Raw genomic sequence first — 12,564 nt, 5'->3', positions numbered from 1 at the left:
CTTCGCCTCGCCGCCGAACTCAGGAGGAAGGAAATGCGAACGAAGTCATGGCTGGCGGTCCCGTTCTGCGTGACCGCACTCGCCGTCGCCGGCATGGGGCCGGCACACGCCCAGGGCCAGGTCGAGAAGGGCCCCGAGCACGCCAACTCGATCTGCTCGTTCTCCGGTCTCAACGACCACCCCGACGACCCCGAGGAGGGGGGCCGGGTGCAGTCCTACGGCCAGATCGTCCGCGCCGGGGGCATCGTGCCGAGCCAGACGAAGTCGGGCCCGCCCAGCCCCGGCTTCTTCTGCAACGGGCACCGGTTCCCGCTCCAGGAGGGTGGTCCGGAGGAGTAGGCGCCGGCCCGCCGGTTGAGCCGGGAGCGCAGCGAGCGTGTCGAAACCCGCCAACGCCTCACGTCAGGCTCTACGTTCTGCAGGTTTCCCGGGCTCAGAACCTGCAGAACGTAGAGCCTCGCGGCTCGGGCGCCGGCCGGGGGACTGGCACCTTGTCGGCGACTGGGACCATGCTGGGCATGGACTCCCAGACCCACAGCTACCGCACCGGGGGCGCCGAGTGCGTGCTCGACCTGACCGACGACGTGCGCGCGTTCGTGAGCGGGCGCGGCGACGGGCTCGTGCACGTGTTCGTGCCGCACGCCACGGCCGGGGTGGCGATCCTCGAGACCGGCGCCGGCAGCGACGACGACCTGTTGGCGGCGCTGGCCGACCTGCTCCCCGCGGACGACCGGTGGCGGCACCGGCACGGCAGCCCGGGGCACGGCCGGTCGCACGTGCTGCCGGCCCTGGTGCCGCCGTACGCGAGCGTCCCGGTGCTGGACGGACGACTCGCGCTCGGCACCTGGCAGAGCATCTGCCTGGTCGACCTCAACGTCGACAACCCCGACCGCGAGGTGCGGCTCTCCTTCCTGCCGGGCTGAGGCCGCGGGATCCCGGTCAGGCCGGTGCTGGCAGGCTGGGTCCATGATCGTGGCGTTCAGCATCAGTCCGATGTCCGGTGACGAGAGCGGCGGTGTCAGCGAGGCGGTCGCCGCGGCGGTCCGGGTCGTGCGCGAGTCCGGGCTGCCGCACGAGACCAACGCGATGTTCACCAACATCGAGGGGGAGTGGGACGAGGTCATGGCGGTGGTCAAGCGCGCCGTCGACGTCGTCGCCGCCACGTCGCCACGGGTCGGCCTGGTGCTCAAGGCGGACCTGCGGGCCGGCCACGACTGCGGCCAGCTCACCGCGAAGGTGGAGCGCGTCGAGCGGGCGCTGGAGGGCGGCGCGTGAGGCGTCGGCTGGTGCTCGCCTCGGTCGCCGCACTGCTGGTCCTCGGTGCCGCCGCGCTGCTCCCGGGCGCGCTGGATGCCGGCGACGCGCGCAGCGGCACGCTGGGCTCGTCGGGCGGCTCGTCGGGCGGATCATCGGGCGGCGGGCTGGCCGACGTCCGGGTCTTTGAGGACCTGCCGACCACCCACGTCGAGGACGAGGTCGACTACGAGACCTCGCCGCCGGCCGGCGGCGAGCACGACGAGACCTGGCTGGACTGCGGCAGCTACGACCGCCCGGTCCGCGAGGAGAACGCCGTCCACTCGCTCGAGCACGGCACCGTGTGGATCACCTACGACCCCGATCTCGGGGCCGACGACGTGGCCGTCCTCGAGGCCGCGCTCCCGGAGTTCGGCATCCTCTCGCCGTACGAGGGCCTGCCCGCGCCCGTGGTGGTGACCGTCTGGGAGCGGCAGCTGGAGCTGGACGGCGCCGATGACCCGCGGCTCGGGCTCTTCGTGAACGAGTTCGGCGACGGCGGCACCGCCCCCGAGACCGGCGTCGGCTGCCCCGGCGGGGACGTGGTGTACGACGCCGGGACCGCGATCTGAGCCGGATCCACCACAATTCGAACACGCATTCGAATTCAGCGTAGGATGGCCGCATGGCCTCCCTCGTCTCCCCACCCGGCTGGCCCGCGCAGGTCCGGCCCCCGGACGCTCCCGACTGGGAGCGCAGCGCGGCCGACTGGCTGCTCGACATCACGCCGCCGGAGTACCGGTCCTACCCGACCCTGCGCCGGCACGTGGTGGTGCTCGCGAGGTTCGCGGTCCTGCACGTCGAGGCAGCCCAGCTGGCCTGCCGGCGCGGCCTGAGCGAGGCCCGGGCGGAGCTGCGCGAGGTCGCCGAGCCGGACGTCGTCGAGGTCGCCGTGCAGACCTGGCACCAGGAGTCGGCCCGGCTGCTGGCCCAGCGCCGGGCGGTCGGCCTGGTGGAGGAGGCACTGCGCGGCCGCAGGTTCGTCGCCCGCCTGTAGCTCCGGGCCGGGCCCGGCGCTCCGGGCGGGCGCTAGGGTGCGAGCGTGCCCCGGTTCTCCAGTGTCGCCGTCGTGGACGGAGGTGGCGCCGTGCTCCTCCAGGAGCGCGACGAGCACCCCGTCCTCGACCCCGAGCGGTGGGGCTTCCCGGGTGGCGGCGTCGAGTCGGGCGAGACCCACGAGCAGGCCGCCTACCGCGAGCTCGCCGAGGAGACCGGCATCGTGCTCGAGGCCGGGCTGCGGCTGGTCGAGTCGTTCCGGGTCTTCCACGAGGCGACCGGCACCACGGACGAGGTCTGCCTCTACGCGGTCCGGTGCGACCTGGCCGACGACGACATCGTCGTGGGCGAGGGTCGGCGGATCGTCTTCGTCGACGCCGGTCGGGCCCGGACCCTCGACCTGACCACGTCCGCCGCGCTCGCGCTGCCCCGCTTCCTCGACTCCGACCTCTACCAGGAGATGTGCCGATGAGCCTCACCGTGTTCCCCGTCCCCGGCGACGGCGCCGAGGACGTGCTGGTCGCCGAGCTGGGCGAGTACGCCGGCTTCGCCTACACCGGCACCGACGACGGATCGCTCCTCCGGGTGAGCCCGGACGGCCGACAGATCCAGCGGATCGGCCACACCGGCGGGCGTCCGCTCGGTCTGGAGTGGCTCCCGGACGGTCGGATGCTGGTGTGCGACGCCCGGCGCGGCCTGCTCGCGGTGCATCCCGACACCGGCGACCTCGAGCCGCTGGTCACCGAGGTGGACGGCCGCCCGATGCGGTTCTGCAACAACGCGGCGGTGGTCGGCGACGGCACCATCTACTTCTCGGACTCCTCGGCGACGTACGGCATCGACGAGTGGAAGAGGGACTTCGTCGAGGACACCCGCACCGGCCGGCTGCTCAGGCGCGACGCCACCGGCCAGGTGAGCGTCCTGCTCGAGGGTCTGGCCTTCGCCAACGGGGTCGCGCTCGGCCCCGGCGAGGACTACGTCGCCGTCGCCGAGACCGCCGCCCGGACCGTGGTCCGGCTCTGGCTGACCGGTGCCCGGGCCGGAGAGCGCGACCACCTGGCCAAGGACCTGCCCGGCTATCCCGACAACATCGCCCGGGGCAGCGACGGCCTGATCTGGGTCTCCCTGGCCAGCCCGACCGACCCGGTCGTCGAGCGCATCCAGCGCGGCCCGCTGCCCCTGCGGCGGCTGGTGACCCGGATCCCCGAGCGACTGCAGCCGAAGCCGAAGCGCACGGTGCGGGTGCACGCCTACGACGACGCCGGCACGCTGGTCCACGACCTCGACGTGTCCACCCCCGACTTCCACATGGTCACCGGCGTCCGTGAGCACCGGGGTCGGGTCTGGATGGGAAGCCTCCACGAGCCCGCCGTGGCCGTTCTCGATCTCTGAGCCGATCACCTAGACTCGGAGCGGCACGAGCACGATCCGTCGAGAGAACGAGGGCACCACGCATGGGACACCTGGAGTCGATCTCGACCCCGCGTGACCTCCGTGGCCTCTCGGCCGACGAGCTCGAGCAGCTGGCCGCCGAGATCCGCGACGTCCTCGTCGGGGTCTGCTCGCGCACCGGCGGCCACCTCGGCCCGAACCTGGGCGTGGTCGAGCTCACGATGGCCATCCACCGGGTCTTCGACTCACCGCGGGACCGGGTGGTGTTCGACACCGGCCACCAGGCCTACGTCCACAAGATGCTCACCGGCCGCGCCGGCGAGTTCGGGGGCCTGCGCACGGAGGGTGGTCTCTCCGGCTACCCGAGCCAGGCCGAGTCCGAGCACGACATCGTCGAGAACTCGCACGCCTCGACCGCCCTCTCGTACGCCGACGGCCTCGCCAAGGCCTACGCCATCCGGCGCGAGGACCGGCACGTCGTGGCCGTCATCGGCGACGGGGCGCTCACCGGGGGCATGGCCTGGGAGGCGCTCAACAACATCGCGATCGCGAAGGCCAGCCGGCTGGTCATCGTCGTCAACGACAACGGTCGCTCCTACACGCCGACGATCGGCGGGCTGGCGACCGCCCTGACGTCGCTGCGCACGAACCCGCGCTACGAGGCCGTGCTCGAGCAGGTCAAGCGCCGGCTGAACGCGGTCCCCGCGGTCGGGCCGGCGGCGTACGACGCCCTGCACGCGGTCAAGAAGGGCATGAAGGACGCCCTCGCCCCGCAGGGGCTCTTCGAGGACCTCGGCCTGAAGTACGTCGGCCCGGTCGACGGCCACGACCTCGCGGCCATGGAGCAGGCGCTCGGCCGGGCGAAGCGCTTCGGCGGGCCGGTGATCGTGCACGCGATGACCCGCAAGGGGTTCGGGTACGACGCGGCCGAGCGGCACGAGGCCGACCAGTTCCACGCGCCCGGACCCTTCGACGTCGAGACCGGCGAGGAGAGCCCGAAGGGCCGGATCTGGACCGACGTCTTCGCCGACGAGATCGTGCACCTCGGCGAGCAGCGCAAGGACCTGGTCGCGATCACCGCCGCCATGATGCACCCGGTGGGCCTGGACCAGTTCGCCGAGCGGTTCCCGGAGCGCACCTTCGACGTGGGCATCGCCGAGCAGCACGCCGCGACCAGCGCTGCCGGGCTGGCGCTCGGCGGGCTGCACCCGGTGGTCGCGGTCTACGCGACGTTCCTCAACCGCGCCTTCGACCAGGTCCTGATGGACGTGGCCCTGCACCGGTGCGGCGTCACGTTCGTCCTGGACCGCTCCGGGGTCACCGGCGACGACGGCGCCAGCCACAACGGCATGTGGGACATGTCGGTGCTCCAGGTCGTCCCCGGGCTGCGGATCGCCGCTCCGCGCGACGCGACCCGGCTGCGCGAGCTGCTCGGTGAGGCGGTAGCGGTCGACGACGCCCCCACGGTGGTCCGGTTCCCCAAGGGCCCGCCGCCCGCGGACATCGAGCCGCACTCCCGCGCGGGCGGCATGGACGTGCTGGCCCGGAGCGGCCCGAAGGACGTGCTGGTCGTCGCCGTCGGGGCGATGGCCACCACCGCCGTGGACGTGGCCGGGCGGCTGGAGGCGCAGGGCATCGGCGTCACCGTCGTCGACCCGCGCTGGGTCAAGCCCGTGGACCCGGCCCTGGTCGACCTGGCCCGCGACCACCGGCTGGTGGTCAGCATCGAGGACAACGGTGTGGTGGGTGGCTGCGGCGCGGTGCTGCTGCAGACCCTCAACGACGCCGGGGTGTCCACGCCGGTCCGGCTGCACGGCATCCCGCAGGAGTTCCTCGGGCACGCGAAGCGGGCCGCGATCCTCGAGCGGATCGGGCTGGCCCCCCAGTCCCTGGCCCGCGGCATCGTCGAGGACATCACGGCGGTGGGTGACGGGCAGGCGCTGGTCGATGTCGACCGGGCGCACTGAGCCGCCCCGTCGCCGGGGACCGATCGCCGCCGCGCTGTCGGCCGTCCTGGTCCTCGGCGCGCTGACCTCGTGCACCCCGTCGGAGGTGCTCCAGGAGGTCACCCCGGAGGCGGACCCCGCCGTGGTCGCCTCCGAGCAGGTCCGTGAGCTCCTCCGGCGCCGCTCCGGCGCGGTCCGCGACGGCGACCTGTCGACGTTCCTGCGCGACGTCTCCACCGACCGGGCGAGGTTCGAGAGGCGCCAGCGCCGCTACTTCCACAACCTCCGCGAGCTGCCGCTGGGACGGTTCCGGCACCGGCTCGGGGGCGCGCCGCGACTCGGGCCGGACGGCCGGGTCGAGGTGGTGGTCTCGACCCGGATGCAGCTCGCCGGCTTCGACCGGCACCCGGTGACGACGCCGGCCCTGTTCACCTTCGCCCCGGACGGCGACGGCGGGCTGGTCCTGACCTCGGACCGGGACGCCGGCTTCAACCGGCAGCGCGACATCGAGCCGGCGCCGTGGGACATCACCCGGATCGAGGTCCAGCGGGGCGACGGCGTCCTCGGCGTCTTCGACACCGGCAGCGTGGGCGCCTCGGAGCAGATCATCGACGCCGTCGAGGACGGCATCGCGGCGGTCGGCAGCGCGGTCCCGCTGGAGTGGGACCGGAAGGTCGTCCTCTACGCCCTCAGCGACATCCGGGTCCTGGCCGAGCTGGACAACCTGCCCGGCGGCGACCCGGACCGACTGGACGGCGTCACGTTCCCGGTGCGCGGCGGCCCGGACGGCGACCGGCTCGCCGGCACCCGCTTCATGCTGCACCCGCGCATGGTCGATCGCAACGACGACGTGCGGGACCGCCTGATCAGGCACGAGCTGACGCACGTGGCGCTGGGCAGCCGCGACGACCGGGTGCCCACCTGGCTCTCCGAGGGGCTGGCCGAGTACGTCTCGGTCCGGCCGGTCCCGGAGTTCGAACGGCGGATCTCCCGCGACGCGGTGGCCGCCGCCCGGGCCGGCGTGGTCCGGCTGCCTGCCGGGTCCTCCTTCAACGGCCCGAAGTCCGGGGCCAACTACGGCATCGCGTGGTACGCCTGCGAGCACGTGGCCGACGCCTACGGCGAGCCGGCGCTGTGGCGGCTGCTCGACGCGATGCGGGCCGGCTCGGGCACCCGCGAGTCCGACCAGGGCGCCGTGCTGCGCGAGGTGATCGGGGTGCGTGGCACGGACCTCGCCGGTGCCGCGGGCGCGAAGATCCTGGCCACCTTCGGCTGAGGGTGACGCGGCACCCGGACCCGGCCGGGCTGTGGCGTGCGCCACCCCGGGATCGGGGAACACCCCGCCGCGGGCCGGGGTTGGCGCACTAGGCTCGAGAGGAGCGGTCGGCCCACCCGGGGCACCGGCCGGGAAAGGTCCCCCGTGAAGTTCGTGCACATCGTCGACGACGTCGAGGGCATCGGCGAGGGCGAGCCCCTTCCGATGCTGGTGGCCCTGCACGGGTTCCTCGACGCCGGCAACGGGGCCGGAGTCGCCGTCCAGCACCTGCTCGAGGGCGGCCTGCCGGACGATCGCGCCTCCGGGCCGGTCGTGGCGACCTTCGACGTGGACGTCTTCCACGACTACCGCGCCCGGCGCCCGGCGGTCTCGTTCGTCCGCGACCACTACGAGAGCTACGACGCCCCGCGCCTGGTGGTCCGGCTGCAGCGCGACACCCTGGACCGTCCGTACCTGCTCCTCACCGGCCCGGAGCCCGACACCCGCTGGGAGGGCTTCGTCCGGGCCCTGCGCGGGGTCGTCGACCACTTCGGCGCCCGGCCACTGGTCTCGCTGGCGTCGGTCCCGATGGCGGTTCCGCACTCGCGCCCCATCACGGTCACCCAGCACGCGAACGACCCCGAGCTCATGCTGCGGACCAACAGCTGGCGCGGCGAGCTCCGGATCCCCGCCTCGGTGACCGCGCTGCTGGAGCTGCGCCTGGGGGAGTCCGGGCACCCGATGACCGGGTACGTCGCCCACGTGCCGCACTACCTCGCCCAGTTCGACCACCCGGCCGCCGCGCTCGCCCTGCTGCAGGGGGTCGAGGACTCGACGGGCCTGTCCTTCGACCTCGACCCGCTCAAGGTCGCCGCGCAGCTGCGCGACGGCGAGGTCGCCTCCTACCTCGAGGAGAACCCCGAGGTGGCCGAGGTGGTGGCCGGGCTCGAGCAGCAGTACGACGCCTTCGCCCGGGCCGAGGAGGAGGGCAGCAGCCTGCTCGCCGAGGACGAGGAGATCCCCACCGGCGACGAGATCGGTGAGCAGTTCCAGCAGTTCCTGGCCGGGCTGGACGAGCCCGACGGCCGGAACTGAGCGGGAGGACCCCTGTGCCCAAGTCGGTCGCGGAGCTCGTCGAGCTCCTGGACATCGAGGACATCGACGGCAACCTGTTCCGCGGGCGCCAGCCGGACACCGAGCTGCAGCGCGTGTTCGGCGGACAGGTGGCCGCCCAGGCCCTGATCGCGGCGGCGCGGACGGTCCCGGCGGACTACCACGTCCACTCGCTGCACTCCTACTTCCTGCGGCCCGGTGACACCGCCGTCCCGATCGTCTACGACGTCGAGGACCTGCGGCAGGGCCGGTCGTTCGCCACCCGGAGGGTGGTGGCCAGGCAGCACGGCCGACCGATCTACCTGATGTCGGCCAACTTCCAGATCCCGGAGGGCGGGTTCGAGCACCAGGACGTCATGCCCGACGTCGCCCCTCCCGAGGAGGGCATCGGCCTGGCCGAGATGTTCGGGGCTCGGCAGGACGGGCGGGCCGAGCACTGGGCGCGGGAGTGGGCGGCGCTCGACGTCCGCTACCTGGGGAACTCCGCCACCGGCGGGGTCTCGGAGGATCCGGCGCGGCCGGCTCGGTCGCAGCTGTGGATCCGGGTGGCCGACCGGCTCTCCGACGACCCGCTCGAGCACCTCGCGACGTTCACCTACGCCAGCGACATGACGCTGCTGGGCGCCGCCCTCGTGCCGCACGGCGTGGTGATCTCCGCCCCGGGCATGCAGGCGGCCTCCCTGGACCACACGATCTGGTTCCACCGGCCGTTCCGGGCCGACGAGTGGTGGCTCTTCGACCAGCACGCGCCGCGCGCCACGGGAGGCCGCGGGCTCAGCCTGGCGAGCGTCTACTCCGAGAGCGGTGAGCTGGTCGCGACCGTCGCCCAGGAGGGCCTGATCCGGCACCGCGACCCCGAGGCGACCACCTCCTCCTGAGGCGCCTAGCACGGAATTTCGCGGGAATCGGTGACAGACACGCCGTACAGCGGTTACTTTTGAGCGCTCTTGTGGCTCAGGACCGCTCATGTTCCTCATGTGACGGATGGGTCTCCTTCCCCAGGAAAGGCATGTCCCATGCAGGTACGCCGTTCGCTCGTCGCCGCAGGTGTGGCGGTCGGGATCGTGCTGACCGCCGCCCCGGCCAACGCCGAGCCGGTCACGCCCCACGAGATGCCCTTCCCCTGCGGTCAGTCCTGGACCGGCAGCACCCGGGACGCGCACAGCCCGAGCAAGCGGGCCATCGACTTCAACCGGCCCGACGACCTGAACGACCCGATCGTGGCCACCGCGCCGGGCGTGGTGACCACCGCCGACACGGTGGCCGACAGCGGCTACGGCCGGTGGGTCGTGATCGACCACGGCAACGACGAGAAGTCGCTCTACGCCCACATGAACACGGTCATGGTCCGGGTCGGCCAGCGGGTCGACCAGGGCCAGCAGATCGGGACGCTGGGCAGCACCGGGAACTCCTCGGGGCCGCACCTGCACTTCGAGCAGCGCGCCTCCGGCCAGGTGGTCTGGCCCTACTTCTCCGGGATCAGGTACGTCTTCGGCTCCACCCTGACCTCGCGGAACTGCGTCGACGTGCCCCTGGCGACCAACTGGGTGAAGGGTCCCGAGGCCGAGATGGTGATCTTCCGCCGCTCCACCCCGTCGGTCTTCCGGATCCGGCGCCCCGACGGCAGCGTGAAGGTGAAGAAGGCCGGACGCGCCACCGACGAGCCGGTCCTGGGCGACTGGGACGGCAACGGCAGGGCGAACGCCGGCATCTTCCGCCCGACCAGCCAGCGCTTCCGGCTCAAGGTGCCCGGAGGCCGGGTGGTGTTCCGGTTCGGGAACGCCACCGACAAGCCGGTCGCGGGCGACTGGGACGGCGACGGCGTCTTCGAGGTCGGGACCTGGGACGCCGCCCGCGGTGAGTTCGCTCTGCGCTCGGCCGGGGGAGCGGTGACCAGGGTCAAGCTCGGTGACCGCGACGACCTGCCGGTCACCGGCGACTGGGACGGCGACGGCCGGTGGGAGGTCGGCGTGTTCGACCAGGCCACCGCCACCTACACGCTGCGCAAGGTCGACAAGGAGGGCATCGTCTGGCACGCCAACGTGCCGTTCGGCAGCGTCGGGGACCTGCCGGTCACCGGCGACTGGGACGGCAACGGCCGCACGGACCTCGGCGCCTGGACGCCGGGGACGGCGCAGTACAAGCAGCGCCGGGCCGCCTCGCCGACCTCGGCCATGCGCAGCCAGACCACGATCCGCTTCGGCCGCCCGCGCTGACCCGGGTCCGCACCGTCGCGCGCTGCGGGCCGGGGAGGGCTCAGCGGGCGGTGGTGCGGCCCAGCAGGTGCGGGGCGCCCGAGGTCGGGTGGTTGACGGCGAAGTCGTAGCCGTCGGCGGTGCGGGTCGCCCCGAAGCCGACCGTGCCCGGCAGGAAGACCGGCTTCTTGAAGCCGACCTCGACCACGACCGCGTCCGGCAGCCGGTTCTCCAGGGCGGCCACCGCCCGTGCCTTGGTCCACATCCCGTGCGCGATGTGCCGGGGGAACCCGAACGCCTTGGCGGTGAGCGGGTAGAGGTGGATCGGGTTGTGGTCGCCCGACACCGCGGCGTACCGCCGCCCCAAGTCACCCGGGAGCCGCCACGTGGGTCCCCCCGAGGCGACCTCGGCGAAGACGGTGCCGCGCTCGCCGTGCTCGCGGTCGCCCCCGCCCAGGCGCAGGTAGGTCGACGTGCTCTCCCACACGGTCTCGCCGTCGACGTCCGCGGTGACCGCCAGGTCGAACGCCCGGCCCTTGGCGTGGGTGCGCAGGTGCTCCGCGCGGGCCGAGAGCGAGACCCGCTCGCCGACGCGGACCGGCCGGTGCCGGGTGATCGCGTTCTCGAGGTGGACCGTGCCGATCGCCGGGAACGGGAACGAGGTGTCGGTCATGATCGCCATGTGCAGCGGGAAGGCCAGCATGTGCAGGTAGGTCAGCGGCACCACGTCCCGGGTCGGGAAGCCGCACACGGCCGCGTAGTCGTCGACCTGGGACCGCTCCACCGCCACCCGTTCGCGGCGGACCGTCAGGTCCGGGAGGTCCTTCGTGGACTTCCGGACCCCGGGCAGCCGGTTCACGACCGGGACCGTCGGCAGGGCGGCGCGGAGCATCGTGCCCAGGCCGGCGCCGGCCTGGGGGTCGAGGGTGCGCACGGTGGTCATGTCAGGCGCCCAGCATCATCTGGCCGCAGACCCGGACCACGTTGCCGTTGACGGCGGTGGACGCGGGGCTGGCGTACCAGGCGATGGTCTCGGCCACGTCGACCGGGAGACCGCCCTGCGACATCGCGTTCAGCCGGCGGCCGACCTCGCGGGTGGCGAACGGCACGGCGGCGGTCATCTTGGTCTCGATGAAGCCCGGGGCGACGGCGTTGACGGTGATCCCGTCCTTGAGCTCGCCGGCCAGGGAGTCGACCAGGCCGATGACGCCCGCCTTCGACGTGGCGTAGTTGGTCTGCCCCAGGTTGCCGGCGATGCCGGCGATCGAGGCCACCCCGACGATCCGGCCGTTGGCGTTGATCGCCCCGGCCTCGAGCAGCGCCCGGGTGATCAGCTCGGGTGCGACCAGGTTCACCGAGAGCACCGAGCCCCAGCGGTCCGCGTCCATGTTGGCCAGCTTCTTGTCGCGGGTGATGCCGGCGTTGTGGACGACCACGTCGACACCCCCGTGCTGCGTGGTCACGTGGTGCGCGATCCGCTGGGGCGCGTCGGAGTGGGTGATGTCCAGCGTCAGGTGGTCGCCGTTCAGCTCCCTCATCAGCGCCTGCAGCTCGCTGGCGGCCTGCGGGACGTCGATGCCGAGGATCGTGGCGCCGTCGCGGTGCAGGACCCGGGCGATCTGCTCGCCGATGCCGCGGCTGGCGCCGGTGACGATCGCGACCTTGCCCGCGAGCGGTCGCTCCCAGTCGGCGAGGGCGGTGGCCTTCTTCTTGCCGGTGACGCCGATCCGGACGACCTGGCCGGACACGTACGCCGACTTCGGCGAGAGCAGGAACGCCAACGTGGAGTCGACGGCCTTCTCCGCACCCGGCGCCACGTAGACCAGCTGGACGGTCGAGCCGCGGCCGATCTCCTTGCCGAGCGAGCGGGTGAAGCCCTCGAGGGCGCGCTGCGCGATCCGCTCCCCGCCCTCGACCAGCTCCGGGGGAGTGCCGAGCACGACCACCCGGGCGCACGGGTGCAGGCTGCGCATCAGCGGGGTGAAGAACTCCCGCAGGGCGGACAGCTCCGTGCTGGTGGTGATCCCGGTGGCGTCGAGGACCAGGCCCTTGTAGCGCTCGGCGTCCGCGGCGACCCGGGTGTTGGCCACCCCGAGGCCGTCGAGCGAGGCGACGACCTGATCGGCCAGCCGACCGGCGCCGCCCACGACCACGGTGCCCGCCACCAGGGAGGAGCCCTCCGACCAGCGCTCGAGGGGCATCGGGTCGGGCAGGCCCAGGTTCTTGACCAGGAGCCGGCCGATCGAGGACTGGGTGAAGGACTGGTAGCGGTCGCTCATGGGGGTGGTCTGTCCCTTTCGGACGGGTGCACGGGGGGCGTTCCGATGCTATGCAACAGCAGGTGTAACTCGGAGTCCACATTTCGTGATCTCCG

14 protein-coding genes are annotated in these 12,564 nt (G+C 73.0%); 12 read left to right on the top strand and 2 right to left on the bottom strand.

Annotated elements, in window-relative coordinates:
• The first annotated feature begins 33 nt into the window (after nucleotides 1-33).
• The 12 genes from IE331_RS08225 to IE331_RS08170 all read left to right on the top strand — a co-directional run bounded on the left by IE331_RS08225 (nucleotide 34) and on the right by IE331_RS08170 (nucleotide 10,211).
• Nucleotides 34-339, top strand: coding sequence for a hypothetical protein (locus IE331_RS08225; protein ID WP_192142431.1), 306 nt, complete (start codon nucleotides 34-36; stop codon nucleotides 337-339).
• Between the two features lie 179 nt (nucleotides 340-518).
• Nucleotides 519-923, top strand: coding sequence for a secondary thiamine-phosphate synthase enzyme YjbQ (locus IE331_RS08220; RefSeq protein WP_192142428.1), 405 nt, complete (start codon nucleotides 519-521; stop codon nucleotides 921-923).
• Nucleotides 924-966: 43 nt separating this feature from the next.
• Nucleotides 967-1,275, top strand: a complete 309-nt coding sequence (locus IE331_RS08215; RefSeq protein WP_192142426.1) for a thiamine-binding protein — start codon at nucleotides 967-969, stop codon at nucleotides 1,273-1,275.
• Complete coding sequence (locus tag IE331_RS08210; RefSeq protein ID WP_201931434.1) at nucleotides 1,272-1,865, top strand: DUF3105 domain-containing protein; 594 nt, start codon at nucleotides 1,272-1,274, stop codon at nucleotides 1,863-1,865. Before IE331_RS08215 ends, IE331_RS08210 begins: the two co-directional genes overlap by 4 nt.
• Before the next feature lie 53 nt (nucleotides 1,866-1,918).
• The gene (locus tag IE331_RS08205; protein ID WP_192142424.1) at nucleotides 1,919-2,290 is read left to right on the top strand and encodes a hypothetical protein; all 372 of its coding nucleotides are present in this window, start codon (nucleotides 1,919-1,921) and stop codon (nucleotides 2,288-2,290) included.
• A gap of 45 nt (nucleotides 2,291-2,335) precedes the next feature.
• Nucleotides 2,336-2,761 carry an NUDIX domain-containing protein gene (locus IE331_RS08200; protein WP_192142422.1) on the top strand — a complete coding sequence of 142 codons (426 nt, stop codon included), beginning with the start codon at nucleotides 2,336-2,338 and terminating at the stop codon, nucleotides 2,759-2,761.
• The gene (locus IE331_RS08195; RefSeq protein ID WP_192142420.1) at nucleotides 2,758-3,681 is read left to right on the top strand and encodes an SMP-30/gluconolactonase/LRE family protein; all 924 of its coding nucleotides are present in this window, start codon (nucleotides 2,758-2,760) and stop codon (nucleotides 3,679-3,681) included. Before IE331_RS08200 ends, IE331_RS08195 begins: the two co-directional genes overlap by 4 nt.
• A 62-nt stretch (nucleotides 3,682-3,743) precedes the next feature.
• Nucleotides 3,744-5,648: a 1-deoxy-D-xylulose-5-phosphate synthase gene (dxs, locus tag IE331_RS08190; protein WP_192142418.1), complete on the top strand. Its 1,905-nt coding sequence runs from the start codon at nucleotides 3,744-3,746 to the stop codon at nucleotides 5,646-5,648.
• Nucleotides 5,629-6,903 (top strand): hypothetical protein, encoded by a 1,275-nt coding sequence (locus tag IE331_RS08185; RefSeq protein ID WP_192142416.1) that lies wholly within the window; start codon nucleotides 5,629-5,631, stop codon nucleotides 6,901-6,903. The genes dxs and IE331_RS08185 overlap by 20 nt, the downstream gene beginning before the upstream one ends.
• Before the next feature lie 144 nt (nucleotides 6,904-7,047).
• Nucleotides 7,048-7,977, top strand: coding sequence for a proteasome assembly chaperone family protein (locus IE331_RS08180; RefSeq protein ID WP_201931432.1), 930 nt, complete (start codon nucleotides 7,048-7,050; stop codon nucleotides 7,975-7,977).
• A 14-nt stretch (nucleotides 7,978-7,991) separates the two neighbouring features.
• Nucleotides 7,992-8,873, top strand: a complete 882-nt coding sequence (locus tag IE331_RS08175; RefSeq protein WP_192142414.1) for an acyl-CoA thioesterase — start codon at nucleotides 7,992-7,994, stop codon at nucleotides 8,871-8,873.
• Between the two features lie 138 nt (nucleotides 8,874-9,011).
• Nucleotides 9,012-10,211 carry a M23 family metallopeptidase gene (locus IE331_RS08170; protein WP_192142412.1) on the top strand — a complete coding sequence of 400 codons (1,200 nt, stop codon included), beginning with the start codon at nucleotides 9,012-9,014 and terminating at the stop codon, nucleotides 10,209-10,211.
• A gap of 40 nt (nucleotides 10,212-10,251) precedes the next feature.
• Here IE331_RS08170 and IE331_RS08165 read toward each other — a convergent pair whose 3' ends face one another.
• Together IE331_RS08165 and IE331_RS08160 are read right to left on the bottom strand one after the other, a co-directional pair.
• On the bottom strand, nucleotides 10,252-11,133 hold the full coding sequence (locus IE331_RS08165) for a MaoC/PaaZ C-terminal domain-containing protein (protein WP_192142410.1): 882 nt from the start codon (nucleotides 11,131-11,133) through the stop codon (nucleotides 10,252-10,254).
• Nucleotide 11,134: 1 nt separating this feature from the next.
• Nucleotides 11,135-12,469, bottom strand: a complete 1,335-nt coding sequence (locus tag IE331_RS08160) for a 3-oxoacyl-ACP reductase (RefSeq protein ID WP_192142408.1) — start codon at nucleotides 12,467-12,469, stop codon at nucleotides 11,135-11,137.
• Nucleotides 12,470-12,564 lie beyond the last annotated feature (95 nt).

Source organism: Nocardioides donggukensis, from assembly GCF_014842875.1.
GTDB classification, from domain to species: Bacteria; Actinomycetota; Actinomycetes; order Propionibacteriales; family Nocardioidaceae; genus Nocardioides; species Nocardioides donggukensis.
This window is presented reverse-complemented; position numbering and strand designations above follow the sequence as displayed.

Coding starts and splice junctions, on each gene's coding strand:
- IE331_RS08225 (WP_192142431.1), top strand. CDS start 34: ATGCGAACGAAGTCATGGCTGGCGGTCCCGTTCTGCGTGACCGCACTC.
- IE331_RS08160 (WP_192142408.1), bottom strand. CDS start 12,469: ATGAGCGACCGCTACCAGTCCTTCACCCAGTCCTCGATCGGCCGGCTC.
- IE331_RS08170 (WP_192142412.1), top strand. CDS start 9,012: ATGCAGGTACGCCGTTCGCTCGTCGCCGCAGGTGTGGCGGTCGGGATC.
- IE331_RS08195 (WP_192142420.1), top strand. CDS start 2,758: ATGAGCCTCACCGTGTTCCCCGTCCCCGGCGACGGCGCCGAGGACGTG.
- IE331_RS08185 (WP_192142416.1), top strand. CDS start 5,629: ATGTCGACCGGGCGCACTGAGCCGCCCCGTCGCCGGGGACCGATCGCC.
- IE331_RS08165 (WP_192142410.1), bottom strand. CDS start 11,133: ATGACCACCGTGCGCACCCTCGACCCCCAGGCCGGCGCCGGCCTGGGC.
- IE331_RS08205 (WP_192142424.1), top strand. CDS start 1,919: ATGGCCTCCCTCGTCTCCCCACCCGGCTGGCCCGCGCAGGTCCGGCCC.
- IE331_RS08215 (WP_192142426.1), top strand. CDS start 967: ATGATCGTGGCGTTCAGCATCAGTCCGATGTCCGGTGACGAGAGCGGC.
- IE331_RS08220 (WP_192142428.1), top strand. CDS start 519: ATGGACTCCCAGACCCACAGCTACCGCACCGGGGGCGCCGAGTGCGTG.
- dxs (WP_192142418.1), top strand. CDS start 3,744: ATGGGACACCTGGAGTCGATCTCGACCCCGCGTGACCTCCGTGGCCTC.